Origin of the sequence: Enterobacter genomosp. S (genome assembly GCF_001631805.1) — a bacterium.
In the GTDB taxonomy this organism is placed as follows: Bacteria; Pseudomonadota; Gammaproteobacteria; order Enterobacterales; family Enterobacteriaceae; genus Enterobacter; species Enterobacter quasihormaechei.
In genome coordinates this window covers 172,297-196,785 of sequence record NZ_LVVA01000012.1, presented here as the reverse complement: position 1 = coordinate 196,785, position 24,489 = coordinate 172,297, and the positions used below count along the sequence as shown (strand labels likewise).

General features: G+C 55.9%; 20 protein-coding genes, 2 tRNA genes and 1 other annotated feature. Of the genes, 13 read left to right on the top strand and 9 right to left on the bottom strand.

What is annotated here, in order from left to right:
* Nucleotides 1-4: 4 nt before the first annotated feature.
* Both hisG and hisL read right to left on the bottom strand, forming a co-directional pair.
* On the bottom strand, nucleotides 5-904 hold the full coding sequence (gene hisG, locus A3466_RS08630) for an ATP phosphoribosyltransferase (protein ID WP_006811208.1): 900 nt from the start codon (nucleotides 902-904) through the stop codon (nucleotides 5-7).
* 45 nt (nucleotides 905-949) lie between these two features.
* Nucleotides 950-1,073, bottom strand: a sequence feature (His leader region).
* Nucleotides 1,049-1,099, bottom strand: coding sequence for a his operon leader peptide (gene hisL, locus A3466_RS23120; RefSeq protein WP_099516347.1), 51 nt, complete (start codon nucleotides 1,097-1,099; stop codon nucleotides 1,049-1,051). Its footprint overlaps the feature before it by 25 nt.
* Before the next feature lie 173 nt (nucleotides 1,100-1,272).
* On the opposite strand from hisL, the gene A3466_RS08625 reads away from it, so the two are divergent.
* The 4 genes from A3466_RS08625 (at nucleotide 1,273) to plaP (ending at nucleotide 4,698) form a co-directional block, all read left to right on the top strand.
* Nucleotides 1,273-2,097 carry an SDR family oxidoreductase gene (locus A3466_RS08625; RefSeq protein WP_063450224.1) on the top strand — a complete coding sequence of 275 codons (825 nt, stop codon included), beginning with the start codon at nucleotides 1,273-1,275 and terminating at the stop codon, nucleotides 2,095-2,097.
* 41 nt (nucleotides 2,098-2,138) lie between these two features.
* Nucleotides 2,139-3,068 carry a LysR substrate-binding domain-containing protein gene (locus A3466_RS08620; RefSeq protein WP_063450223.1) on the top strand — a complete coding sequence of 310 codons (930 nt, stop codon included), beginning with the start codon at nucleotides 2,139-2,141 and terminating at the stop codon, nucleotides 3,066-3,068.
* A gap of 219 nt (nucleotides 3,069-3,287) precedes the next feature.
* The gene (gene yoeI, locus A3466_RS23115; protein ID WP_099458931.1) at nucleotides 3,288-3,350 is read left to right on the top strand and encodes a membrane protein YoeI; all 63 of its coding nucleotides are present in this window, start codon (nucleotides 3,288-3,290) and stop codon (nucleotides 3,348-3,350) included.
* Nucleotides 3,340-4,698, top strand: coding sequence for a putrescine/proton symporter PlaP (plaP, locus tag A3466_RS08615; protein ID WP_003859499.1), 1,359 nt, complete (start codon nucleotides 3,340-3,342; stop codon nucleotides 4,696-4,698). The genes yoeI and plaP overlap by 11 nt, the downstream gene beginning before the upstream one ends.
* A 122-nt stretch (nucleotides 4,699-4,820) precedes the next feature.
* Here plaP and sbcB read toward each other — a convergent pair whose 3' ends face one another.
* Nucleotides 4,821-6,257, bottom strand: a complete 1,437-nt coding sequence (sbcB, locus tag A3466_RS08610; protein WP_414627565.1) for an exodeoxyribonuclease I — start codon at nucleotides 6,255-6,257, stop codon at nucleotides 4,821-4,823.
* 191 nt (nucleotides 6,258-6,448) lie between these two features.
* Between sbcB and dacD the strand changes: the two genes are divergently transcribed.
* From dacD to A3466_RS08590, 4 genes are all read left to right on the top strand, one after another.
* Nucleotides 6,449-7,621, top strand: a complete 1,173-nt coding sequence (gene dacD, locus A3466_RS08605; RefSeq protein WP_165602752.1) for a serine-type D-Ala-D-Ala carboxypeptidase DacD — start codon at nucleotides 6,449-6,451, stop codon at nucleotides 7,619-7,621.
* Nucleotides 7,622-7,738: 117 nt separating this feature from the next.
* Complete coding sequence (sbmC, locus tag A3466_RS08600) at nucleotides 7,739-8,212, top strand: DNA gyrase inhibitor SbmC (RefSeq protein ID WP_063450220.1); 474 nt, start codon at nucleotides 7,739-7,741, stop codon at nucleotides 8,210-8,212.
* Nucleotides 8,213-8,303: 91 nt separating this feature from the next.
* Nucleotides 8,304-9,362, top strand: a complete 1,059-nt coding sequence (locus A3466_RS08595; protein WP_063450219.1) for an FUSC family protein — start codon at nucleotides 8,304-8,306, stop codon at nucleotides 9,360-9,362.
* Between the two features lie 147 nt (nucleotides 9,363-9,509).
* Entirely contained in the window at nucleotides 9,510-9,845 is a 336-nt protein-coding gene (locus A3466_RS08590; RefSeq protein ID WP_063450218.1) for a DUF496 family protein, read from the top strand.
* 139 nt (nucleotides 9,846-9,984) lie between these two features.
* On the opposite strand, the gene A3466_RS08585 is transcribed toward A3466_RS08590, so the two are convergent.
* A tRNA-Asn gene (locus tag A3466_RS08585) sits at nucleotides 9,985-10,060 on the bottom strand.
* 190 nt (nucleotides 10,061-10,250) lie between these two features.
* Here A3466_RS08585 and emmdR point away from each other — a divergent pair.
* Nucleotides 10,251-11,705: a multidrug efflux MATE transporter EmmdR gene (gene emmdR / locus A3466_RS08580; RefSeq protein ID WP_245167743.1), complete on the top strand. Its 1,455-nt coding sequence runs from the start codon at nucleotides 10,251-10,253 to the stop codon at nucleotides 11,703-11,705.
* A 103-nt stretch (nucleotides 11,706-11,808) separates the two neighbouring features.
* A tRNA-Asn gene (locus tag A3466_RS08575) sits at nucleotides 11,809-11,884 on the top strand.
* 122 nt (nucleotides 11,885-12,006) lie between these two features.
* Here A3466_RS08575 and A3466_RS08570 read toward each other — a convergent pair.
* Nucleotides 12,007-13,461: an AMP nucleosidase gene (locus A3466_RS08570; protein ID WP_063450216.1), complete on the bottom strand. Its 1,455-nt coding sequence runs from the start codon at nucleotides 13,459-13,461 to the stop codon at nucleotides 12,007-12,009.
* Nucleotides 13,462-13,542: 81 nt separating this feature from the next.
* The gene (gene shiA, locus A3466_RS08565; RefSeq protein ID WP_063450215.1) at nucleotides 13,543-14,853 is read right to left on the bottom strand and encodes a shikimate transporter; all 1,311 of its coding nucleotides are present in this window, start codon (nucleotides 14,851-14,853) and stop codon (nucleotides 13,543-13,545) included.
* A gap of 256 nt (nucleotides 14,854-15,109) precedes the next feature.
* Here shiA and pagP point away from each other — a divergent pair, with 256 nt between their 5' ends.
* A complete protein-coding gene (gene pagP / locus A3466_RS08560) occupies nucleotides 15,110-15,685 on the top strand; it encodes a lipid IV(A) palmitoyltransferase PagP (RefSeq protein WP_063450214.1) in 576 nt (191 codons plus the stop codon).
* On the opposite strand, the gene A3466_RS08555 is transcribed toward pagP, so the two are convergent.
* From A3466_RS08555 to A3466_RS08545, 3 genes are read right to left on the bottom strand one after another with little or no spacing between them, the layout of a single operon-like run.
* Nucleotides 15,682-16,605 carry an acyltransferase gene (locus A3466_RS08555; RefSeq protein ID WP_165602751.1) on the bottom strand — a complete coding sequence of 308 codons (924 nt, stop codon included), beginning with the start codon at nucleotides 16,603-16,605 and terminating at the stop codon, nucleotides 15,682-15,684. The two genes, pagP and A3466_RS08555, sit on opposite strands and share 4 nt — an antisense overlap.
* A gap of 38 nt (nucleotides 16,606-16,643) precedes the next feature.
* A complete protein-coding gene (locus A3466_RS08550) occupies nucleotides 16,644-19,706 on the bottom strand; it encodes an efflux RND transporter permease subunit (RefSeq protein WP_063450212.1) in 3,063 nt (1,020 codons plus the stop codon).
* Nucleotides 19,706-20,791: an efflux RND transporter periplasmic adaptor subunit gene (locus tag A3466_RS08545; RefSeq protein WP_063450211.1), complete on the bottom strand. Its 1,086-nt coding sequence runs from the start codon at nucleotides 20,789-20,791 to the stop codon at nucleotides 19,706-19,708. Before A3466_RS08545 ends, A3466_RS08550 begins: the two co-directional genes overlap by 1 nt.
* 473 nt (nucleotides 20,792-21,264) lie before the next feature.
* Between A3466_RS08545 and A3466_RS08540 the strand changes: the two genes are divergently transcribed.
* Together A3466_RS08540 and A3466_RS08535 are read left to right on the top strand one after the other, a co-directional pair.
* A complete protein-coding gene (locus tag A3466_RS08540; protein ID WP_063450210.1) occupies nucleotides 21,265-21,696 on the top strand; it encodes a universal stress protein in 432 nt (143 codons plus the stop codon).
* Between the two features lie 47 nt (nucleotides 21,697-21,743).
* On the top strand, nucleotides 21,744-24,437 hold the full coding sequence (locus A3466_RS08535; protein WP_063450209.1) for a cation-transporting P-type ATPase: 2,694 nt from the start codon (nucleotides 21,744-21,746) through the stop codon (nucleotides 24,435-24,437).
* Nucleotides 24,438-24,489 lie beyond the last annotated feature (52 nt).

Genomic DNA, 24,489 nt, shown 5'->3' with positions numbered 1-24,489 from the left:
GTCGTTACTCCATCATCTTCTCAATTGGCAGCACCAGAATGGAGCTTGCGCCCAGCGCCTTCAGTTTTTCCATGGTTTCCCAGAACAGGGTTTCGCTGCTGACCATGTGCATCGCCACGCGCTGCTGGTCACCCGCCAGCGGCAGAATGGTGGGGCGCTCTGCGCCCGGCAGCAGGGCAATGACTTCCTCGAGACGCTCGGTTGGCGCATGCATCATGATGTATTTGGATTCACGCGCCTGAATCACGCCCTGAATGCGGGTCAGCAGTTTATCGATGAGCTGCTGTTTGGCCTCTGCCATCTCACCGTCGCGCTGGATAAGGCACGCTTTGGAGCGGTAAATCACCTCCACTTCGCGCAGGCCGTTCGCTTCCAGCGTGGCACCGGTAGAGACGAGGTCACAGATGGCATCGGCCAGGCCCGCGCGCGGCGCCACTTCAACGGAGCCGTTCAGCAGACAGGATTTGAACTGCACGCCTTTTTGATCGAGGTAACGCTTCAGCAGGTGAGGATAAGAGGTGGCGATACGTTTGCCGTTCAGCGCGGCCGGGCCGTCCCAGGCTTCATCGACCGGCGTGGCCAGCGACAGGCGGCAGCCGCCGAAGTCCAGACGACGCAGGGTAAAGTAGCGCGGATCTTCGCCCTGCGCGCGGCGGGTTAATAGCTCTTCTTCCAGTACGTTTTCGCCGATGATACCGAGGTCAACGACGCCATCCATCACCAGGCCCGGGATATCGTCATCACGTACGCGCAGAATGTCGATCGGCATATTTTCAGCCAGGGCAATCAGGCGCTGGGTGTGCAGGTTGATTTTAATCCCGCAGCGTGCCAGCAGTTCGCGTGAATCGTCGCTTAAACGGCCTGATTTCTGAATAGCTATGCGTAAACGTGAGTTATCTAACATTCTGTGTTCCTCGTTAACCTGTTTTAACCTGTCTGAATGCGGTCCAAAAAAAAGCCCCCGGAAGATGATCTTCCGGGGGCTTTTTCATGCGTTCATGCACCACTGGAAGATCCAAACGTCTTCCAGCACACATCGCCTGAAAGACTAGTCAGGATGATGGTGATGATGGTGGTTTTTAAAAGGAACGCGTGTCATATAAATTCTCGTTGAATGCTTATGCATTTGATGTCTTTTAACCTAAACCAGTTATACGCCATAAAGCAAGGGCTTTTTTTGATCATTAATTCATTTCATATTGATGGTATGAATTGTGCGTTCCACCAGGCTGGCGTAGCCTTATAACAGGGGTAGTTAAGCGGAGAATGTACATGAAAAAGGTCGCGATTGTCGGGTTAGGGTGGTTAGGAATGCCGCTGGCGATGTCATTAGCCGCGAAAGGCTGGCAGGTGACAGGGAGTAAGACCACCCGAGATGGGGTTGAAGCGGCACGCATGTGCGGCATTGACGGTGTCGAGCTGCGCCTCGAACCCGAGCTTATCTGCGATACCGACGAGCTGGACGAACTGATGAATGTGGATGCGCTGGTCATAACCTTACCGGCGCGACGCAGCGGGCCGGGCGAGACGTTTTACTTGCAGGCGGTGCAGGAGATTGTCGACAGTGCCCTGGCGCATCATATTCCGCGTATCATTTTTACCAGCTCGACCTCCGTCTATGGCGATATCGACGGTACGGCGAAGGAGAACACCGAGCGCCGTCCGGTGACCGCCAGCGGTCGGGTACTGAAAGAGCTGGAAGACTGGCTGCACAATCTGCCCGGCACGCAGGTGGATATTTTACGTCTGGCCGGGCTGGTGGGACCGGGGCGCCATCCGGGGCGCTTCTTTGCCGGTAAATCCGCGCCGGATGGTCAGCACGGGGTTAACCTTGTGCATCTTGAAGATGTTGTCGGCGCAATAGAACTGCTTTTACAGGCTCCGAAAGGGGGGCACATCTATAATATATGTGCGCCTTCGCACCCGCCGCGCAGCACCTTTTATCCGCTGATGGCCCGCCAGCTTGGCCTGGCGCCGCCGGTGTTCAGTGATGCGCAGGGGGAACGCAAAGGCAAAATTATTGATGGCAATCGTATTTGCCATGAACTGGGATTTGAGTATCAGTATCCCGATCCGCTGGTTATGCCCATGGAATAACTGCATCAGCGGAGACAGTCGCACACCGCAAGGGGGCGAAGATGAAACCGCTGCTGGATGTTCTTGTTATTCTGGATGCGCTTGAAAAAGAGGGGAGCTTTGCCGCCGCCTCGGCGAAGCTCTATAAAACGCCTTCGGCTCTGAGCTATACCGTGCAAAAGCTTGAGAGCGATCTTAATATCCAAATCCTTGACCGTTCCGGGCATCGCGCGCGATTCACCCGTACAGGGCAGATGCTGCTGGAAAAAGGGCGTGACGTGCTGCATGCGGTGCGCGAGCTGGAAAAGCAGGCCGTTAAGCTTCACCAGGGCTGGGAAAACGAGCTGGTGATTGGGGTTGATGATACTTTCCCATTTTCACTGCTTACCCCGCTTATCGAGGCGTTTTATCAGCGCCATAGCGTCACGCGCCTGGTTTTTATCAACGGCGTGCTGGGCGGTTCATGGGACGCCCTGACCCAGGGCAGGGCGGATATTATCGTTGGAGCCCTGCACGAGCCTCCTCAGCTGAGTGAATTTGGTTTCGCCCGGCTGGGCGTACTGGAGCAAATTTTTGCCGTTGCGCCTCATCATCCGCTGGCAAATGAACCGGAGCCAGTGTCAAGACGCGTCATCAAAAACCATCGCGCCATTGTGGTGGGCGACAGCGCTCGTCCCGAGTGCGGTATTTCATCGCAGCTTCTGGATGAGCAGGAGGCCATCACCGTTTTTGATTTTAAAACCAAGCTGGAGCTGCAAATAAGCGGCCTCGGGTGCGGTTACCTTCCCCGTTATTTAGCCCAGCGGTTTATTGAAAGCGGCGCGCTGGTGGAAAAAAAGGTTTTAGCGCAGAGCAGTAACGAATCGGTATGGGTAGGCTGGAATGAACAGACCGCCGGGCTTGCCAGCGCCTGGTGGCGAGACGAAATTTTAGCAAATAGTGCTATCGCGACAGTTTACACTCAGGCAGATGATGGTAAATCAACCAGTTAGAAAAATTATTTTATGGGCTCGTTTCTCAATGTATTGCCTTTTGTATCTTGAATAGGGCAAAATGCCGCCGCTGCAAACAAATAAATAATCGACGATATAAAAGGCGTCGGTTATTTTTTTTTGCATGTACGAAACGAAACTAAAAACCAAGAGGCCGGGCTTCGTACCGGATAGATACTTACTAAAATCCGACAGTTGTTGTCGCTGAGGAAGAAAGAAATGGGGCAATTTTTCGCTTACGTGGCGGTTATCACCGTAAAGGAGAATAACTATGTCGCATAACGCAACTCCAAACACCTCTCGCGTGGAATTACGTAAAACGCTTACGTTGATTCCGGTTGTCATGATGGGCCTTGCCTATATGCAACCGATGACGCTGTTCGATACATTCGGTATCGTATCAGGCCTCACGGACGGTCATGTGCCGACGGCTTACGGCTTTGCACTGATTGCGATCCTCTTTACCGCGCTCAGCTACGGTAAACTGGTGCGCCGCTATCCGTCTGCCGGTTCCGCCTACACCTATGCCCAGAAATCCATCAGCCCGACGGTCGGCTTTATGGTGGGCTGGTCTTCGCTGCTCGACTATCTGTTCGCGCCGATGATCAACATTCTGCTGGCAAAAATCTATTTTGAAGCGCTGGTGCCATCGATTCCATCCTGGATGTTCGTCGTGGCGCTGGTGGCCTTTATGACGGCCTTCAACCTGCGCAGCATCAAGTCCGTTGCCAACTTTAACTCCGTTATCGTTGTGCTTCAGGTTGTATTGATTGCCGTGATCCTCGGCATGGTGATTTACGGTGTGTTCCACGGCGAAGGCGCGGGCACTCTGGCGAGCAGCAAGCCGTTCTGGTCTGGTGATGCGCATGTGATCCCGATGATTACCGGGGCGACGATTCTGTGCTTCTCCTTTACCGGTTTTGACGGTATCAGCAACCTGTCTGAAGAAACGAAAGATGCAGAGCGCGTGATTCCGCGTGCAATCTTCCTGACGGCGCTGATTGGTGGCCTGATCTTTATTTTCTCGACCTATTTCCTCCAGCTGTACTTCCCGGATATCTCTCGCTTCAAAGATCCGGATGCTTCTCAGCCGGAAATTATGCTCTATGTGGCGGGTAAAGCGTTCCAGGTCGGCGCGCTGATCTTCTCCACCATCACCGTACTGGCGTCCGGTATGGCCGCGCATGCAGGCGTTGCGCGTCTGATGTACGTTATGGGCCGCGATGGCGTATTCCCGAAAAGCTTCTTCGGCTACGTGCATCCAACATGGCGTACCCCGGCGATGAACATCATTCTGGTCGGTGCGATCGCGCTTCTGGCGATTAACTTTGACCTGGTGATGGCAACGGCGCTGATTAACTTTGGTGCGCTGGTGGCGTTCACCTTTGTTAACCTGTCGGTGATCTCTCAGTTCTGGATCCGTGAAAAGCGTAACAAGACGCTGAAAGACCACTTCCAGTATCTGTTCCTGCCGATGTGTGGTGCTATGACCGTGGGCGCGCTGTGGGTTAACCTGGAAGAGAGTTCAATGGTGCTTGGCCTGATTTGGGCAGGTATCGGCCTGGTTTACCTGGCCTGTGTGACGAAGAGCTTCCGCAACCCGGTTCCTCAGTACGAAGACGTCGCGTAAGTCTGTGTCGGGTGGCGGCTACGCCTTACCCGACCTGAATACCCTGTAGGCCCGCGTAAGCGAAGCGCCACCGGGCAAAAAAAACCGGAGACGATGGTCTCCGGTTTTTTTATCTCTGCATTTCAGACGAGCTCTTGCGCGTACTGGAACAGGGATTTCAACAGCGCCTGTTTCTCAGGATTCCCTTCATACTGGCCGTAAAGCATCTCCAGCTCCTGAGCGTAGCTGTTGAGAAACTCCGGGGTAAAGACGTTGCGTCGATGCTGTAGCCAGCGCTCCTGCTCAGCCTCATCCAGCGTACCGGGATAGTTGCGCGCACGGTAGTTAAACAGCAGCTTCTCAATGCGCGTGTCCGCAAAGGTGATATCCAGCGCGGGCAGATTACGCGGGTCGGTTTGCAGCACGATATTCATCGCCGCGCGGTCGGCGTCGCTGAAGAAGCCGTTATAAAGCTGCGCATCCACGTTTTCAGACGGCACGAACGGCTCTGCTTCGGCAAAAATGGCGACAACTTTCTCGCGCACCTGTGGGTTCTCACGCAGTACTTTCAGGTTGTCGAGGCAGTGTTGACGGTTAATCCCCAGCCGGTCGGCGTCTTCCGGGCGCAGCGTATTGGCCTGGGCAAGCACCGGACATTTATTAATATGCACCAGTTTAACCGGTACAGCGGGCAGGTCACCCAGCGCCTCTTTCGGCGTATACAGCCGTTCACGCAAGGTGTCGCTGTCAAGCTCAAGCAGCGGGGAGATATCCCCGGCAAGGTCCACCATGATGACGGCGTTACGGTTATCCGGGTGCCAGGCGAGGGGCGCCACCCAGCTCGTGTTCCCGCGCCACGCCCCGAACATCCCTGAAATATGCACCAGCGGTTTCATCTGTGGCACATCAATCAGCGTCATCAGCTTCTGCTTGCTGCGGTGGCTCAGCAGATACTCAAACAGGCGCGGCTGCGCGGTTTTAACGAGTTTCGCCATAGCGATGGTCGCGTAAACGTCAGCCATCGCGTCGTGGGCATTGCTGTGCTCGATGCCGTTGGCGCGCGTCAGGTGCTCGAGCCTGAAGCTCGGCAATCCATCGTCGTTCTCCGGCCAGTTAATCCCTTCCGGGCGCAGCGCATAACAGGCGCGCATAATATCCAGCAAATCCCAGCGTGAATTGCGGTTCTGCCAGCTCCAGGCGTACGGATCGTAGAAGTTGCGGTAGAAGATATTACGCGTCACTTCATCGTCAAAGCGGATGTTGTTGTAACCCACCACGCAGGTATTGGGCACCGTGAACAGATCGTGGATGCGACGGGCAAATTCCGCTTCGCTGACGCCTTTATCCCGCGCTTCCTGAGGCGTGATGCCTGTCACCATCACCGCGCCCGGCTGCGGCAGATAGTCATCGGCGGGCTTGCAGTAAAATACCTCGGGTTCGCCGATGATGTTAAATTCGTCATCGGTACGGATAGCCGCAAACTGCGCCGGTCGGTCCAGCGCCGGATGGGTGCCAAAGGTTTCGTAATCGTGGAACAAAAAAGTCGGGCGCGCGGCAGAGTCAGACACCAGTAATCTCATCCTGTTAAAAATTGACGTCTCTATGGTAAACGATTGGGGTGAGCAGTCCGAATAAAAAGCACGGTCAGGAAAGAAATTTGCGAGATTTGTTCCAGAAAAATTTGCGCGTTGTCACATTTTTTTGCAATTAAGGCAGGTAACGACATCAGAACTGCCGTAAAAAGGTCATCGATTTTTACTGACCTGAGGATATACCGTTGAAACGCCGTCTGTTTATTGCTGTTTCTTTACTCGCTTCGAGTATTTCATCCGCGCTGGCCGCCGAGCCGCTGGATTTTTCACCTCAGCCGCCTGCCATTCAGGCAGGATCCTGGGTACTGATGGATTACACCACGGGTCAAATTTTAACGGCGGGCAACGAACATCAGCAGCGCAATCCGGCGAGCCTGACCAAACTGATGACGGGGTACGTTGTCGATCGCGCCATTGACAGCCACCGTATCAGCCCCGATGACATTGTGACGGTCGGACGTGACGCCTGGGCAAAAGGCAATCCGGTCTTTGACGGTTCATCGCTGATGTTTCTGAAGGAGGGCGACCGGGTTTCCGTGCGCGATCTCAGCCGCGGCCTGATTGTTGATTCCGGCAATGATGCCTGCGTAGCGCTGGCGGATCACGTGGCGGGCGGTCAGCCGCAGTTCGTCAGGATGATGAATGACTACGTCGAAAAGCTGAACCTGCGCGATACCCACTTCGAAACCGTACACGGGCTGGATGCACCGGGTCAGCACAGCTCCGCTTACGATCTCGCCGTGCTTTCCCGTGCCATCATTCACGGCGAACCTGAGTTCTACCACATGTACAGCGAGAAAAGCCTGACCTGGAACGGCATTACCCAGCAGAACCGTAACGGGCTGCTGTGGGATAAGACCATGAATGTGGATGGCCTGAAAACGGGGCACACATCGGGCGCGGGCTTCAACCTGATTGCCTCCGCGGTGGACGGTCAGCGTCGGCTGATTGCGGTGGTGATGGGCGCAGACAGCCCGAAAGGGCGTGAAGATCAGGCGCGCAAGCTGTTGCACTGGGGACAGCAAAATTTCGATACGGTGCAGATCCTGCATAACGGCAAAAAAGTAGGTACTGAACGCATCTGGTACGGCGATAAAGAGCAGATCGCACTGGGCACGGATCAGGACTTCTGGCTGGCACTGCCCAAAACGGAAGTGCCGAATATTAAGGCAAAATACGTGATGGATAAAAAAGAGCTGGAAGCGCCAATTGCCGCGCACCAGCGGGTAGGGGAGATCCAGCTGTACGATCGCGACAAGGTGGTTGCGCACTGGCCTCTGGTTACGCAGGAAAGCGTTGAAAAGGGCGGCCTTTTCTCCCGTCTCGGTGATTATCTGCATCATAAGCTCTAACCTTTCGGGCAGACTGGCAGTGTTGCGAGTCTGCTCGCATAATAAACACTCCCGGTTTGCCGATAATCGCGATTCTGTTTTATGGTGTATGTATATACAGTGATAAACGGAGGCAGCATGGACTACAGCGTCAGGCAGCAACAGAAACGTAAAATTGCAGGTTTTCATCTCGTGGGGCCGTGGGAAAAAACGGTCAAGCAGGGGTTCGAACAGCTTGTCATGTGGGTAGACGGGCGTCATATTCAGCCGCAGGAATGGGTAGCCGTTTATTACGACAACCCGGATGACGTGCCGGCGGAAAAGCTCCGCTGCGATACCGCCGTCACGGTCCCTGATGATTTCACTGTACCTGAGAACAGCGAAGGGGTGATGATGACCGAAATCGCTGCCGGGGATTATGCTATCGCCGCTGCCCGTGTGGAAAATCATGATTTTGCCACCCCCTGGAACCAGTTCTTCAACTCCCTTCTCCAGGACAACGCCTACCAGATTGCGCCAAAACCGTGCTTCGAACGTTATCTGAATGATGGCAATGCAGACGGCTACTGGGACATTGAGATGTTTGTACCGGTAGAACACAAGGTGGGATAAACCTGCGAAACGCAGGGTTTTTGAGGCGGGTGCGATCCACCCGCCTCAAAACACAGTACAATTGTGGTTTGCCGTAAAGCTGGAGACGGGTGTGCGCCCCGACAAGTCATTAACCCCATTTGAAATTCGGTTATACAAACATTATCGCGTGGTGCACGGTTGCCGCATTGCGCTGGCGTTTGTGTTGACCTTCGTACTGGTTCGTTTGCTGGATATCCCGGAAGGAACGTGGCCGCTGATCACGCTGGTGGTGGTGATGGGGCCGATCTCATTCTGGGGGAACGTGGTTCCTCGTGCCCTCGAACGCATAGGCGGCACCGTTTTAGGCTCGGCGCTTGGGCTTATCGCCCTGAAGCTGGAGCTGATTTCATTCCCGATCATGTTGCTATGGTGCGCGGGGGCGATGTTTCTTTGTGGGTGGCTGGCGCTGGGCAAGAGGCCGTATCAGGCGTTGTTGATTGGCATTACGCTTGCTGTTGTGGTCGGCGCGCCGGCGGGTGATATGACCACCGCACTGTGGCGAAGCGGGGACGTTATCCTCGGCTCGTTGCTCGCCATGCTGTTTACCGGCATCTGGCCGCAGCGCGCCTTCCTGCACTGGCGCATTCAGATGGCAAACTACGTCACGGCATTTAACCGCGTCTACCAGGCCGGGTTTTCGCCGAATCTGATCGAACGCCCGCGGCTGGAAAAGCACCTGCAAAAAATCCTCAATGACGTGGTCAAAATGCGCGGGTTGATTACCCCGGCAAGCAAAGAAACGCATATCCAGAAAGCCATTTTTGAAGCCATTCAGACGGTCAGCCGTAATCTGGTCTGTATGCTTGAACTGCAAATCAATGCCCACTGGGCTTCACGCCCCAGTCACTTTCTGATGCTCAACGCGCATACGCTGAAAGAGACGCAGCAGATGACGCAGCAAACCCTGTTGACCATCGCCCATGCGCTCTACGAAGGGAATCCACAGCCGATACGGGCAAACAGCGAGCGGCTGAACGAAATCGTCGCCGAGCTGAAACAGCTGATGAATGAGCGTCAGGCCGACAATGTGGCGGAAACGCCGATCCACGGCTATGTCTGGCTGAGTATGGAGCTGGCACGACAGCTGGAATTATTATCGCAGCTGATTTGCCGGGCACTGCGCAAATAAAAAGCGTACGTGATGCCTGCTGCTTCGATTCAGCAGCAATTAGGGTTATGATGGTTTTAAACGATATACTCATTGTCATTCGCAGCCGCTGTCTGTTAAAACGGTTGCCTTAACGAATCCGAATCTCACATTATCAGGGGTGTAAAAATGGAAACTATTAAGCCTTCGTTCCAGGATGTTCTGGAGTTCGTCCGCCTGTTCCGCCGTAAAAACAAGCTACAGCGTGAAATCCAGGACGTAGAGAAGAAGATCCGTGACAACCAGAAACGTGTCCTGCTGCTGGACAACCTGAGCGACTACATCAAGCCGGGGATGAGCGTTGAAGCTATTCAGGGCATCATCGCCAGCATGAAGAGCGATTACGAAGATCGCGTTGATGACTACATCATCAAAAATGCTGAGCTGTCCAAAGAGCGTCGCGATATCTCCAAAAAGCTGAAGGTGATGGGCGAAATCAAAAACGTCGACGCTAAAGGCGAGTAATCGCGCAATCTGTTGCCCGGTGGCGTTGCGCTTACCGGGTCTGCGATTCCGTAGGTCGGGTAAGGCGTAGCCGCCACCCGACAATTTTACCGAACGCAGAAAAGCAAAAAGCCTGCTTTGAAAGCAGGCTTTTTAAATGTGGCTCCTCTGACTGGACTCGAACCAGTGACATACGGATTAACAGTCCGCCGTTCTACCGACTGAACTACAGAGGAATCGTTGTGGAGGCTTATCTTAGCGGCGAAAAAACTTTTGTCAAACCTCATCTTAGGCAAAAGTGACTGATTGATGATTCTGTCGTCATTTTGTTGCCATTTCAGACATAATTTAATGGAAAATACTTTGCAGGATATGCATTTCTGCCCCATCATTTGAAATGGAGTTTCAACTTTCTCGCTAAGGTCCATTTTGAACGTCACCGCACCCATACGCCAGGCGATTATGCGCACGCCCTGGTATGCCAAACGTAAAAGTTATCGAGTTCTGTTCTGGCGTGAAATCACCCCCCTTGCCGTGCCTATTTTCCTGGAGAATACCTGTGTCCTGCTGATGGGCGTTCTCAGCACCTTCCTGGTGAGCTGGCTCGGCAAAGAAGCGATGGCCGGGGTAGGGCTGGCGGACAGTTTCAACATGGTGGTGATGTCCTTCTTTGCCGCCATCGATCTTGGGACGACGGTTGTGGTAGCGTTTAGCCTCGGCAAACTCGATCCGAAACGCGCCCGGGAAGCGGCCAGACAGTCGCTGATGATCATGACGATTTTCTCGATCGTTCTTGCGGCTGTTATTCATTACTACGGGAAAGAGATCATCGATATCGTCGCCGGCGAAGCGACCGGTGAGGTGAAGGCGCTGGCGCTCACCTACCTTGAACTGACGGTGCTAAGCTATCCGGCGGCAGCCATCGCGCTGATTGGCAGCGGCGCGCTTCGTGGTGCGGGCAATACCAAAATTCCGCTGCTGATAAACGGTGGGATGAACATCCTGAACATTATCATCAGCAGTATTTTGATTTACGGCGTCTTCTCCTGGGATGGCCTGGGCTTTGTCGGTGCCGGTTTAGGGCTGACGATTTCCCGCTATATTGGTGCGGCGGCGATAATTGGCGTCCTGATGGCAGGCATCACGCCGTCGCTGCGCCTGACGCTAAAAAGCTATTTCCGTCCGCTTAATTTCGCCATTATCTGGGAAGTGATGGGTATTGGGATCCCAGCCAGCATCGAATCCGTGCTGTTTAACGGCGGGAAACTGCTGACGCAGATGTTTGTTGCCGGGATGGGCACGGACGTCATCGCCGGCAACTTTATAGCCTTCTCCATCGCCTCGCTGATTAACCTGCCGGGTAACGCGCTGGGCTCGGCGTCGACCATTATTACCGGTAAACGCCTCGGCAAGGGGCAGATAGGGCAGGCGGAACGGCAGCTTCGCCACGTCTTCTGGCTTTCAACCATCGGGCTGACCGCGATTGCGTGGGGCACCGCGCCGTTTGCCGGACTGATGGCCTCGTTTTATACCCACGAAAACGACGTAAAAGAGGTCGTGAAGGTGCTGATTTGGCTCAACGCGGCGTTTATGCCGATCTGGGCCGCGTCCTGGGTACTTCCTGCCGGGCTGAAAGGGGCGCGCGACGCCCGCTTTGCCATGTGGGTCTCTATGCTCGGCATGTGGGGCTGCCGCGTCGTGGCGGGCTATACGCTGGGGGTGATGCTAGGCATGGGCGTGGTCGGCGTCTGGCTGGGAATGTTCCTTGACTGGGCCGTGCGCGGCGCGCTGTTCTACTGGCGCATGGTGAGTGGACGCTGGCTGTGGAAATATCCGCGAAAAAAAGCAGAACAGGCGGTTTCGGAAAGCGCAAACGCCTGACAAATGCGCGAAGTGGAGAATAAATCGGCAAACGATTGAAAATCTGCATTCACCCTTTGACATCCTCAGGGCGCATCGATAATATGCGCCCCGTTCACACGATTCCTCTGTAGTTCAGTCGGTAGAACGGCGGACTGTTAATCCGTATGTCACTGGTTCGAGTCCAGTCAGAGGAGCCAAATTTGAAAAGCCTGCTTTTATAGCAGGCTTTTTGCTTTTCTGCGTTCGGTAAGTTTGTCGGGTGGCGCTCCGCTTACCCGACCTACGAATCCCAGGCCGGGTGAGTGGTGTGTCCTTGTTATCAGCGGAACGGTGGCTCATTAAAGGTGCGCAGCTTGCGGGAGTGCAGTTTATCGCCCTCGGCACGCAGTAAATCTATAGCGCGAATACCAATCTGAAGATGCTCTGAGATCGCCCCTTCATAAAAACGGTTCGCCTGGCCCGGCAGCTTGATCTCGCCGTGCAGCGGTTTATCGGACACGCACAGCAGCGTGCCGTAAGGCACGCGGAAGCGGTAGCCCTGCGCCGCAATGGTGGCACTTTCCATATCGATCGCCACCGCGCGGCTGAGGTTAAAGCGCAGGGCGGAGGCGGAATAACGCAGCTCCCAGTTACGATCGTCGGTAGTGACCACCGTGCCGGTGCGCAGGCGCTGCTTCACCTCTTCACCCGGCATACCGCTCACCTCTTTAGTGGCGTCATACAGGGCGCGCTGGACTTCTGCGATGCTCGGGATAGGAATGTCCGGCGGCAGAACCGCGTCAAGGACGTGGTCGTCGCGCAGGTACGCGTGGGCGAGAACGTAATCCCCAATCAGCTGGCTTTCTCGCAGGCCGCCGCAGTGGCCAATCATCAGCCAGACGTCCGGGCGCAGAACCGCCAGGTGGTCGCAGATGGTTTTCGCGTTCGACGGCCCAACGCCAATATTAATCAGCGTAATGCCCTGGCCGTCGGCGGTGATCAGGTGCCAGGCCGGCATCTGGTGCTTTTTCCACGCCAGGTCAGAAATGGCCTGCTCCGGCGCTTCGGTTTCAGCGGTGATCCAGATCCCGCCCGCGCAGGAGAGGGCGACGTAAGGGCTGTCCGGATCGAGGATCTGGCTACAGCCCCAGCGAACAAACTCGTCCACGTAGCGGGTGTAGTTGGTAAACAGCACGAACGGCTGGAAATGCTCGGCTGGGGTGCCGGTGTAGTGGCGCAGGCGCGCCAGCGAAAAATCCACGCGGCGGGCGTCAAAGTGTGAGAGCGGCGAGAATTCTGCCGGGTGATAAATTCCGTCCGCCGTCTCGTCGCCAATCTGCGAAAGCTCGGTGGTCGGGAAGTGGCGCGTCAGCCCCGCGCTCATGGAGCGGTCCAGCGTCAGCGCCGAGCCGTCAATCACGTACGGGTAAGGGATTTCGTGCAGCGACGGTTCCACGGATATATGCGCGCCGTAATCCTGATACAGCAAAGTGAGCTGTTCTTCCAGGTAGGGGCGGAACAGCGCAGGGCGCGTGATGGTCGTGCTGTAACAGCCGGAGTGGGTAAAACGTGCATAGGCGCGGGTTTTCGGATTGCTGCTGGCGCTGCCGTCCCAGGTGACAGAGAGCGATGGATAAACGAAAAGGCCCTGAGTTCTGGCCTTTTCATCGGGAAGTTTCCCTGTTTCGATATATTCACTGATGGCGCTGCGCAGTGCGTTGACGGACTGCTCATACAGCGCGTCGAGTTTTTCCAGCGCCTGAGCCGGGGTCAGGCTGGAGCCCTTATTATTCATGTCTGTCTCCTTGTTCCACAGGTGTGCGGCGATACCCGATAGTATGTCACACGCCCGTGAAACTAAAGTGAGGAGATCTGTCTAGCGCGTTTCCTTCATGAACAAAGCGGTCGCGGCGGAGAGCAGGCAGCCTGCCAGCAGATAAATCGCCACGCTGTGCCAGTTCCCGCCGGAGAAGGTGACCAGCGCGGCGGCGATAAACGGCGTAAACCCGCCGCCGACCACGCTCGCCACCTGATATCCCACGCCCGCGCCGCTGTAGCGGTAGCTGGCGCCGAACAGCTCGGTAAACATCGGCTGCTGCACGCACACCACCATATCGTGGGCGATGTTGGCGAGCATGATGGCGAAGAAGACGATCCAGAACACCGACTGCGCCTCCAGTGCCATAAAGAACGGCCAGGCGCTGAGCGTGCCGATAAGCGCGCCCGTGATGTAAACCCGGCGGCGGCCAAACCGGTCCGCGAGCCAGGCGAAGCAGGGGATGGTCAGGCAGCTGATCCCGCCCACCACCAGGCCAATGTTCAGAAACAGCTCACGCGGCAGGCCGAGGTTCTGGGTGGAGTAGTTCAGGGCGAAGGCGGTGACGATATACATGGTCAGCAGTTCGCACAGGCGCAGGGCGATGATTTTCAGAAAAGCGCCAGGGTGCTGCACCAGCGCTTCCATCACCGGCAGCCTTTTTTTCGCGACCGGTTTTTCGCGCTGCTGCTGCTCAAACTCAGCCGACTCTTCCATGCCATTGCGGATCCACAGGGCCGCGATGACCAGCACAATGCTGAAAATAAACGGAATGCGCCAGCCCCAGCTCAGGAACTGCTCGTCTGTCGTGAGCTGGCTAATGAGCGACACCAGGCCGGTGGAAAGCAGTAGCCCCACGCCATAACCCACCTGCACGCCGCTGCTGTAAAACGCTTTCCTGTGCTTCGGCGCGCTTTCCACGGACAGCAATGCCGCGCCGCCCCATTCACCGCCGACGGCAAAGCCCTGAATGGCGCGCAATGTCACCAGCAACACCGGGGCCCACCAGCCAATCGACGCAAATGAAGGCAAAATACCGATAAGTGCGGTGGCAATGCCCATCATCCAGACGGTGAGCATCAGCATCCGTTTCCGGCCAAGGCGGTCACCGAAGTGTCCGAAAATAATTCCTCCCAGCGGACGAAACAGAAAACCGACGCCAAAGGTGGCAAACGCGGCGAGCGTGCCCATGGCGGGGCTAATCTGGGGGAAAAATTCGCGGTTAAATACCAGCGCAGCGGTAATACCGTAGAGCAGAAAGTCATACCAGTCGACGACGGCGCCTGCGAAGCTACCTAAGGCGGCGCGACGGGCGCGGTTCAGCGAAGGCGTCTCCTCGCTGCGGCGAGTGGAGATGAGGGTGGAGTCCATAGTTGTCCTGTCTGTACTGATTTTTAATTATTGGTATAAGAAAAGGTCACTCACATTGCGGCCGTCATCGTGACGGAAGGTATGAGACTACCGCGACGGGCGGCCAGAGAAAACGTTTTTATCTTTCCTGAAAGCGCTGAATAAATAAATTTCATCTTAACCGGGCCCAATATAAATCAGCTTGTTTGGCTCCGGTTAGGGCTGAATGGTTTACAGTAATAGTGATCGCTACGTGACGTAAGCTGAGGGAATAACGATGAAACGCCTCTTTCCTGCACTCTGGGTAGTCCTGTTTTTGGTGGCTTCGCCGCTGCATGCGGAGCCGAAAGTCTATGGCGAACAGCGCATTCACCGCTGGTGGGATGCGATAACGGACGATATTTCCCAGACCTGGGAACAGCCAGAGCGTTACGATCTCTACCTGCCTTTTCTGAGCTGGCACGCCCGCTTCATGTATGACAAAGAGAAAACGGACAACTACAACGAAATGCCGTGGGGCGGAGGGCTGGGCGTGTCTCGTTACAACGATGAGGGCAACTGGAGCGCACTCTTCGCCATGATGTTTAAAGATTCCCACAACGAGTGGCAGCCCGCGATGGGCTACGGCTGGGAGAAGGGCTGGTATATGGATAACGCGAAAGATTTCCGTCTGGGGCTGGGCGCCGCGGCGGGGATCACCGCGCGCGACGACTTTGCTAACTACGTACCGCTGCCGTTTATCTTCCCCCTGTTCTCAGCCGGATACAAGCGCGTTACCGTCCAGTTCACCTATATCCCCGGCACCTACAACAACGGCAACGTGCTGTTTGCCTGGCTGCGCCTGGGCTTTTAAAGGGTAATGACCTTTTTGGCCACCGCGTTGGAGAGGATGAGCAACGAAAACAGGACCGACGTAATAAAGGTGAGCACAATCAGGGCCAGCTTGATGCTCAGAGACGTCACCGGAATGAGCGCCGTCAGCAGGTGAAACACCGAATAGTGCATAATATAGACCCCGGTCATCGTTTTGCTAATGGCGGCCAGCACGGACTCCTTAAACTCCGCATTGCGGCGAAAGCGCACGCCGTTGGCCGCAATCACCAGGGCGATAATCAGAATGTAGATTTGCGATCCGGTGAGGATAAAGGCGTTTCTGTCCGCTTTAAACAGGGCGAAAAAGAAGTGCCGCTCATAAAACCACGTGAACAGATAGATAAACGGGATGGCAATCACCGCTGCCCTGACCACGTTTTTGCGGCCGATCCACGCCGCGATGTGCGGATCGCAAAAGAGTTGTCCCGTCAGATAAAACAGCAGCCACGTCCACAGGCGATACTGCGGCGACAGCGAAAGGAGATGAACGTCAGGATAGAGCGCTGACAGCAAATCGTACCCATAGGAGAAAAGCAGCAGGGCGGCAATCACCCCAACGAAAAGCGTTCGCCGCTGGCTGAGCCACTCCACCACCGGATGAAATGTGTAAATCACGATAAACGCGAACACGAACCAGGGCTGGATCAGATACCCGCGCTGATAGGGCTCCCACAGGTAATAAATGGTCACCCAGAACAGAAAGACGATCACCAGGCTTTTGATCTTATCAAGCTGCCAGCGGGTGCCATGGCGGGATTGTCCATCCAGATAGCCCGCCACTACAAAAAACAGCGGCGTGGCAATGGTCGAGATAAACGTTAAAAAGCCGAGGATCCAGTGATAGTCATAATCGTACCGATCCCAGGTATTGTAGATGGTGAAGAAGGTCACCGCCGTCATACAGCCCAGCGTCTTGATGATGTTCAGCCCTGTCGCATTCATTGTTGTTCAGCTTCGTCCTTACGATGGAAACACGCGTAAATTACCGGGAGTACCAGCAGCGTCAGGATTGTAGCAAACCCAAGTCCAAACATAATCACAACGGCCATGCTCTGGAAGAACACATCCAGCAGCAGAGGAGCGAGCCCGAGCACGGTGGTAAAGGCGGTGAGCAGGATGGGGCGCAGGCGCGAGGTGGCGGCGTAAACAATCGCGCTGTGCTGATCCTGCTGCGTTTTCTGCTGTTCTATCTCCTCTACCAGCACAATGCCGTTGCGGATCAGCATCCCGCTCAGGCTCAACAGGCCAATCAGCGCCATAAAGCCAAAGGGGATCCCTGTCAGTAAAAACCCCGGCGTCACGCCGATCAGCGTCAGCGGCACGGTTAGCCAGATAGCGACAGCGTTTTTCACCGAGCTGAACATCAGCACCGTGATCACAAACATCACCAGATAACCGAGCGGCAACGTGGTAAACAGCCCCTGCTGCGCTTCGCTGGAGTTCTCCGCGTCCCCGCCCCACTCGATGCTGTAACCGTGGGGCAGGGGGAGCGCATCAATTTGCGGCTTGACCCGGCCGAGAATATCGCCGGAGGTTTGCTGGCTTAGCGGGTCGGGATCGGTCTGCACGGTCAGCACGCGGGAGCGGTCGCGGCGCAGGATCAGCGGATCTTCCCACTCCAGCGCGAAGCCGCTGACGACGTTGCTCAGCGGGATATACTGCTGCCGGGTCTGGCTCCAGACCAGGACGTTATTCAGGTGATTGGCGTCCAGCCGCTCGCTTTCCGGCGGGCGCACCACCACGGGCAGCAGATCGCTGCCTTCACGGTACAGCCCCGCCCGACTGCCGGAGAAATTCATCTCCAGTGCGTTATCCACGTCCTGCTTATCCACGCCAAGCTCGCGGCCCAGTGCGGTAACGTACTGCGGGCGGATCACTTTGCTGCGGTTTTGCCAGTCGTTCCTGACGCTGTCCGTGGCCGGATCGCGCGTGAGGATGTTGTCTACCTGGCTGGCGATCAGGCGCAGCCTGTCCGGGTCAGGGCCTTTAATACGCACTTCAATAGCGCTGTCGCCGGAAGGACCAAACATCACCCGTTTCGTGCTGGCGTTAACCTGCGGATAGTTCCGGGCGATGTACTCATCAACGTGGCGGGTCAGGGCAGAGATGTTACGCTGGTCGTCCATCCGCACCATGATTTGCGCATAGTTGCTGTACTGGCGCTGTCCGCTGTAGGTCAAAATAAAACGCATACTTCCCTGACCGATCGTCGAGACCGTGGTTTCCACGCCTGGCTGGCCGTTGATGGTTTTCTCGATATCGGCGGTCATCTTCTCGGTCCATTTAATGTCGGTACCGTAAGGGAGCCAGAGGTCGACGAAGAAAATCGGCGTGCTGGAAGAGGGGAAGAAGTTCTGCCGCACCGAGCCAAAGCCCCAGATGGCGGCTGCCAGCAGTGCGGCCATTACCACCAGCGTTGGCGCTTTGCGCCGCAACAGCGCGCTGAGCAAACCCTGGTAAATGCGATAGATGCGTTTGTTGTAGGGGTCCGTTTTGTCGGCCTCTGGCGGCGCAGCGTCGTGTTTAAACAGCCACCATTTAATCAGCACCGGCGTAATGGTGAGGGCAGAGAACCAGCTCAGCATGAGCGAAATCAGCAGAACCTGAAACAGGGACTTACAGTATTCGCCAGTGGAGTCCTGCGACAGCCCGACGGGCGCGAAGGCCAGAATGGCGATGACCGTCGCCCCCAGCAGCGGCAGCGCAGAACGGCGAATAATGTGGTTAATGGCGCTCAGCAGGGGCGAGCCTTGCTGCCGGGCGATCAGTACCCCTTCGACAACCACGATGGCATTGTCGACCAGCATGCTGAGGGCGATGATCAGCGCCCCCAGCGAAATGCGCTGAAGTTCAATGCCCCAGAGATACATGATCAACAGCGTGCCCAGCACGTTGAGCGCGAGGGAAAAGGCGATAATGATCCCGCTGCGTACGCCCATAAAGATCAGCAACACACCGACGACAATCGCCAGCGCCATCAGGAAATTAATGATAAATCCGTTAACGGAATCACCGACCTCCGCCGCCTGATCGTAAAACAGGTCAATATGGATGCCTGCCGGCTTTTCGGCTGACATCTGCTCAAGCTTCGCCTCCAGCGCATGCCCCACGTCGATCACGTTTACGCCGGGGATAAAGGAGACGCCCATGGTGACGGCTTTTCTGCCGTTGGCATGGTAGATGCTGGAAGGGGAGGCATCCAGCCCGCGCGACAGGGTGGCAATATCCCGCAAGCGGGTAGCCGCCCCAGCGCCGGGCGGGGTCACGATAAGATCGGCAAGCTCGTCAATACTCTCGAATTCCCCGGTAGGATGCAGGCGAATGGACTCGGTCCCGGCGGGAATGTCTCCGGCGCTGGAGACCACGTTCAGCCTGCTCAACAGGCCGGAAAGCTGGTTCAGCGTTATCCCGCGGGCGGCCATTTTGGTCAGAGAGATGTCCACGTTAATCTGCTGGGTGATGGCACCCCCAATGGCGACTTTGCCCACGCCCGGCACAAGAACCAGCTCCCGGCGCAGCTGCTCGGCATACCGCACCAGTTCCGGATTGCTGAATTCATCCCCGGAAATGGCAAAGAAAAAGCCGAACACGTCGCCAAAATCGTCATTCACAAACGGGGCGACTACGCCCGGCGGAAACTGTCGGGCGGCATCTCCCACCCGGCGACGCAGCTCATCCCAGATTTGCGGTAGCTCATCTGAGTGGTAGCGCGAGGCAATATTGACCGTGATCTGCGACAGGCCGTTGGAAGAGATGGAGCTGACGTTGTCGAGGTAAGGGAGTTGCTGAAGCGCGTTTTCCAGCGGCAGGGTGACCTCTTCCTCAACCTGCTGCGCCGACGCGCCCGGATAATGGGCGATCACCACCGCAGTTTTGATGGTAAACGCCGGATCTTCCAGCCTGCCGATATTCAGCAGGGCAATAATGCCGCCCACGCCCAGCAGCAGAATAGTCAGCCAGACGCGAACCGGATTACTGATAAACTGACGAGAGATATCCATTACAGTCCCCGTTCACGCGTCCAGATGCGTACCGGCTGGTTGGCGTGTAGCTCGCCAACGCCTGCGGCCACCACGCGTTCACCGGCCTTAAGCCCGTCGACGACGACGATGCCCTCAGCGCTAACTTGCCCCACGCTGACCTTTCGATCTTCCAGGTGCAACGTTTCGCCTTCGCCCGTTACCACCCAGACGTGCGGCTCATTGCGCGGCTGGTTATCCGGGCTAAAGACCGCCTCAACCGGCACCACCAGCGCCTCGCTGCCCACGCCCGCCGGAAGGTCGGTTAAATTGACGGTGACCGTCCCGCTGACGCCGCCCACAACGGGAAAATCATCCGGGCGGGGCATGGTTAAAATCACCTGCCAGGTCAGCGTGTTGCTGTCGCTACTGCCCGAGTGTTCTTTGTAAACTGCGGTGAACTCACGCCCGGGCAGGGCATTAATCCTCACCACCGGTCTGTACTGCGCATTGCGGATATCGAAGGTTTTGAACAGATTTTCTGGAAGGTTGAACACCACGTCCAGCAGGTCTGTACGGGTCAATGTGACGACGGGCTGGCCGGCTGACACGACCTGATGATTTCGCACATGGACGCTGGCCGCTGTCCCGCTAAAGGGGGCGACGAGCGTCATCTGGCTCAATTCTTCTCGCGCAATCTGTAGCGCGGCGTTTGCAGAATCGCGGCTGGCGCGCTGGACATCCATCTCGGCCTTCGACACGGCCTGACGTCCCGCCAGCGTCTGGAAGCGGTCGAATTGCCTCTGCGCCAGGGTTGCCGCCGTTTGCCTGTCGTTCAGACGCTGCCGGGCTTCGCGATCGTTAAGACCGGCGAGCCGTTGCCCCTGTTTGACAACGGCACCCTGGCGAATGTCCAGGATCTCAATCTGCCCTGCACGTTTGAACGCGAGATCCGTAGCGTCGCCGGATTCGATACGGGCGGGAAAGACGCGCTGCTGCGCGTTGCCGGCCTTCACCACCTCTGCGACTTTTACCATTTTCGGCAGGGGTGCGGCGCGATCGGGTTTAGGATCGCACGCCGTCAGCAGTAATAACACAGCGGGCAGAAGAGAGACGTAGCGCTTCACAGTATTCCCCTGATAGTAATTGTTTTATTTATTTCGTCATCAATGCTGGGGTGGCGCTATTCTGCCAGGGCCGAGACGACCACATAGGTAAATAAACCGATTGCTGTGCTGGCGATAATGGCAAGCGCGATAAACAAACCAAGGCGAATCAGGCTTAAACCGTACATGCATTCCTCCATGAGGTAGAAGGTGGCACAGGGTAAATATGAATGAATGTATTGCATGTCTGACTATGAGCATAGTCGGTGAATAAATAAATGTTAAATAACCATTATTAGTGGCGTGGCAGGCTAAGGCGAAACACGTGTGACGATAGCGTATTCGCTTTGAATAACAACCTGATATTCCTGTGCTACGTTTAATAGCATTCATCCCTTTTTTCCGTAAAAGGCCTGCGCGCATATACCCCCTGGTTTGATGCGATCTCTCCTGATTCACTCACAGCTGTGTTGGTTATAAAAAGGATGCTTGATATGTATAAAACGATTCTGGTGCCGGTGGATGTTTACGAAACAGCGCTGTCAGATAAAGCGCTACAGCATGCCCAGTTCCTCGCGCAAAGCGCATCGGGTGCCGTTCATCTGCTGTACGTTATGCCAAAGTTCTCGGCTGAACTGACTCGCGGTTTTATTGCAGACGCGAGAAAGATGGATGAATATATGGTTAATAATGCTAAAGAAAAACTTGCTGCGCTGGTAAAAAAAATCAACCTGCCGGAAGAAAACGTTCATCTTCACGTTCGCAGCGGGAATATACGTGATGAGGCGATCAAACTGGCGGACGAACTTAACGCCGGCGCAATTATTGTGGGGTCGCGCAATCCAAATATTCAAACCCACTTATTAGGGTCAGAGGCGGCGAGTATCGTTCGTTATGCGCATGTTCCTGTTTTCGTTATTCGTTAATGGCATGAAAGCAAGGTGATTTCTGAAAAGAACCCGAGGAAGGAACGATGATAACAGAAAAGCCTCACCGTCCGTATTATCAACAGACCGTTGATGAAACCCTGACGAATATCCAATCCAGCCTGGACGGACTTAGCAGTGCGGAAGCCACCGTCAGGCTGGACAAATATGGTGAAAATGCCTTACCGCAAAAACCGGGTAAACCCGGCTGGCTGCGTTTTCTGGCCCATTTCAACGATGTTCTCATTTACGTTCTGCTGGTGGCAGCGCTGCTGAAGCTGATAATGGGACACTGGGTGGATATGTTTGTCATTCTCGGGGTGGCAGTCATTAACGCCCTGATTGGCCATATTCAGGAGAGCAATGCGGAGAAATCGCTGCAAAGTATTCGCAATATGCTCTCCAGCGAGGCGGTGGTCATCCGGCAGGGCAGCCATGAAACCATCCCCACCACGGCGCTGGTTCCGGGAGACATCGTGGTTATACGCGCCGGAGATCGCATTCCTGCCGACCTTCGCGTGATAGAGGCGCACAACCTGCGGGTGGAAGAGGCTATCCTCACCGGCGAATCCACCGTGGTGGAGAAAAGCAGCGATGCGCTCAGCGGCGAACTGCCGTTAGGCGACCGTTACAATCTGCTGTATTCCGGCACCACGGTCAGCTCCGGCGGCGGGAAAGGGCTGGTGGTAGCGACCGGCGGCGAGACCGAGCTCGGCCATATCAACCAGATGATGTCGGACATCGAAAAACACCGTACCCCGCTGATGGTGCAAATGGACAAGCTCGGCAAGACCATTTTCATCACCATTCTGGTCATGATGCTGGCGCTGTTTGTTTTCAGCCTCATCTTCCGCGATATGCCCGTTTCAGAGCTGGTGCTGTCGCTGATTAGCCTGGCGGTGGCGGCGGTGCCGGAAGGATTACCGGCCATTATCTCGATCATCCTCTCGCTGGGCGTGCAGGCGATGGCGCGCCGCAAGGCGATTATTCGCAAGCTGCCTACCGTGGAAACCCTGGGGGCAATGACGGTTATCTGCTCGGATAAAACCGGCACCCTGACCATGAATGAGATGACGGTAAAAGCGGTGATTACCGCGGACACCACCTACCGCGTGGAGGGCGACAGCTACGAGCCGGTGGGCACTATTCACCCTGTCGACGATCCGACGCCAGTCAGCGTGACCCAGGGATCTGTGCTAGAGCGCTATCTGCGCACCGTCGATCTCTGTAATGACAGCCAGCTAATCAAAGATGAACAGGGGTTATGGAAAATCACCGGCGGCCCCACCGAAGGCGCGCTGAAGGTGCTGGCGGCCAAAATTCCGCTTCCAGCAGTTGATGCCGAGTTGCGCAGTAAAATCCCATTCGATTCGCAGTACAAATACATGTCCACCCTGTATCGTCTGGGCCACGAAGAGGTAATGTTAATCACCGGTGCGCCGGACGTCCTTTTCCGTCTTTGTCAGCACCAGCAGACCCATAGCGGGCTCGAGCCGTTCAACCTGCACTACTGGGAAGAGAAGATTGAAGAGTATGCGCGCGAAGGGTTGCGCATGGTGGCTGCGGCCTGGAAGCCGGCCGCCAGCGGCCAGCGCGAGCTAACCCATGCCGACCTGCAAGAGGGCGTTATTCTGCTCGGCATCGCGGGCATGATGGATCCCCCGCGCCCGGAAGCCATTACGGCCATTGCCGACTGCCTACAGGCGGGCATTCGCGTGAAAATGATCACCGGGGATCATCCGCAAACGGCGATGAGCATTGGGCAGATGTTGGGTATTGGCAACGCGGCGAGCGCCATCACCGGGCGCGAGCTGGAGGCGATGGACGACCATCAGCTGGGCGAGGCGGCGCAAAAATACGATATCTTTGCCCGTACCAGCCCGGAAGATAAATTCCGCCTGGTGCAGGCGTTGCAAAGTAAACAGGAAGTGGTCGGGATGACCGGGGACGGCGTGAACGATGCGCCGGCGCTGAAGCGGGCGGATGTTGGCATCGCGATGGGGATAAAAGGTACTGAAGTCACCAAAGAAGCCGCCGACATGGTGTTAACGGACGATAACTTTGCCACCATTGCCCGGGCGGTCCATGAAGGGCGCCGGGTCTACGACAACCTGAAAAAGACCATTCTGTTCGTGATCCCCAGCAACATCGCCCAGGCTCTGCTGATCATTATTGCCCTGCTGGCGGGGAACCTGATCCCGCTAACACCGGTACTGATCCTGTGGATGAACATGGCAACCTCGGCAACGCTGTCGTTTGGCCTGGCGTTTGAAGCGGGTGAGAAGGACATCATGAACCGGCCGCCGCGTAAGTCTAACCTGCATGTGATGGACGGTTACGCCATCTGGCGCGTGGTGTTTGTCGGCCTGATGATTGCCATAAGCGCCTTTGTGCTGGAGGCCTGGCTGCAACCGCGCGGCTACTCGCCGGAGTTCATTCGCACGGTGTTGCTGCAAATGCTGGTGACTGCCCAGTGGTTTTACATGCTCAACTGCCGCGTCACCGACGGCTTCTCCCTGAGTAAAGGTCTGCTGGCTAACAAGGGGATATGGATTGTGAGCGGCGTGCTGCTGGCGCTTCAGCTTCTGATCGTCTATGCGCCGTTCATGCAAATGCTGTTCGGTACCGAAGCGCTGCCGTTCCGCTACTGGATCATTACTTTCCTGGTCGGGTTTGCGATGTTCATGATCGTTGAAGCGGAAAAAGTCCTTACCCGGAGATGGCGCACGACGAAAAAGTGATTGTGTGAGTATGATAAGCCTGCCCACCGGCAGGCTTTCTCTTTTGGATGAG

What these genes read in the sequence shown, in the direction of transcription:
- hisG (WP_006811208.1), bottom strand. Translation starts at nt 904, where the DNA reads ATGTTAGATAACTCACGTTTACGCATAGCTATTCAGAAATCAGGCCGT.
- A3466_RS08625 (WP_063450224.1), top strand. Translation starts at nt 1,273, where the DNA reads ATGAAAAAGGTCGCGATTGTCGGGTTAGGGTGGTTAGGAATGCCGCTG.
- A3466_RS08620 (WP_063450223.1), top strand. Translation starts at nt 2,139, where the DNA reads ATGAAACCGCTGCTGGATGTTCTTGTTATTCTGGATGCGCTTGAAAAA.
- plaP (WP_003859499.1), top strand. Translation starts at nt 3,340, where the DNA reads ATGTCGCATAACGCAACTCCAAACACCTCTCGCGTGGAATTACGTAAA.
- sbcB (WP_414627565.1), bottom strand. Translation starts at nt 6,257, where the DNA reads ATGAGATTACTGGTGTCTGACTCTGCCGCGCGCCCGACTTTTTTGTTC.
- sbmC (WP_063450220.1), top strand. Translation starts at nt 7,739, where the DNA reads ATGGACTACAGCGTCAGGCAGCAACAGAAACGTAAAATTGCAGGTTTT.
- A3466_RS08590 (WP_063450218.1), top strand. Translation starts at nt 9,510, where the DNA reads ATGGAAACTATTAAGCCTTCGTTCCAGGATGTTCTGGAGTTCGTCCGC.
- A3466_RS08570 (WP_063450216.1), bottom strand. Translation starts at nt 13,461, where the DNA reads ATGAATAATAAGGGCTCCAGCCTGACCCCGGCTCAGGCGCTGGAAAAA.
- shiA (WP_063450215.1), bottom strand. Translation starts at nt 14,853, where the DNA reads ATGGACTCCACCCTCATCTCCACTCGCCGCAGCGAGGAGACGCCTTCG.
- pagP (WP_063450214.1), top strand. Translation starts at nt 15,110, where the DNA reads ATGAAACGCCTCTTTCCTGCACTCTGGGTAGTCCTGTTTTTGGTGGCT.
- A3466_RS08555 (WP_165602751.1), bottom strand. Translation starts at nt 16,605, where the DNA reads ATGACGGCGGTGACCTTCTTCACCATCTACAATACCTGGGATCGGTAC.
- A3466_RS08550 (WP_063450212.1), bottom strand. Translation starts at nt 19,706, where the DNA reads ATGGATATCTCTCGTCAGTTTATCAGTAATCCGGTTCGCGTCTGGCTG.
- A3466_RS08540 (WP_063450210.1), top strand. Translation starts at nt 21,265, where the DNA reads ATGTATAAAACGATTCTGGTGCCGGTGGATGTTTACGAAACAGCGCTG.
- A3466_RS08535 (WP_063450209.1), top strand. Translation starts at nt 21,744, where the DNA reads ATGATAACAGAAAAGCCTCACCGTCCGTATTATCAACAGACCGTTGAT.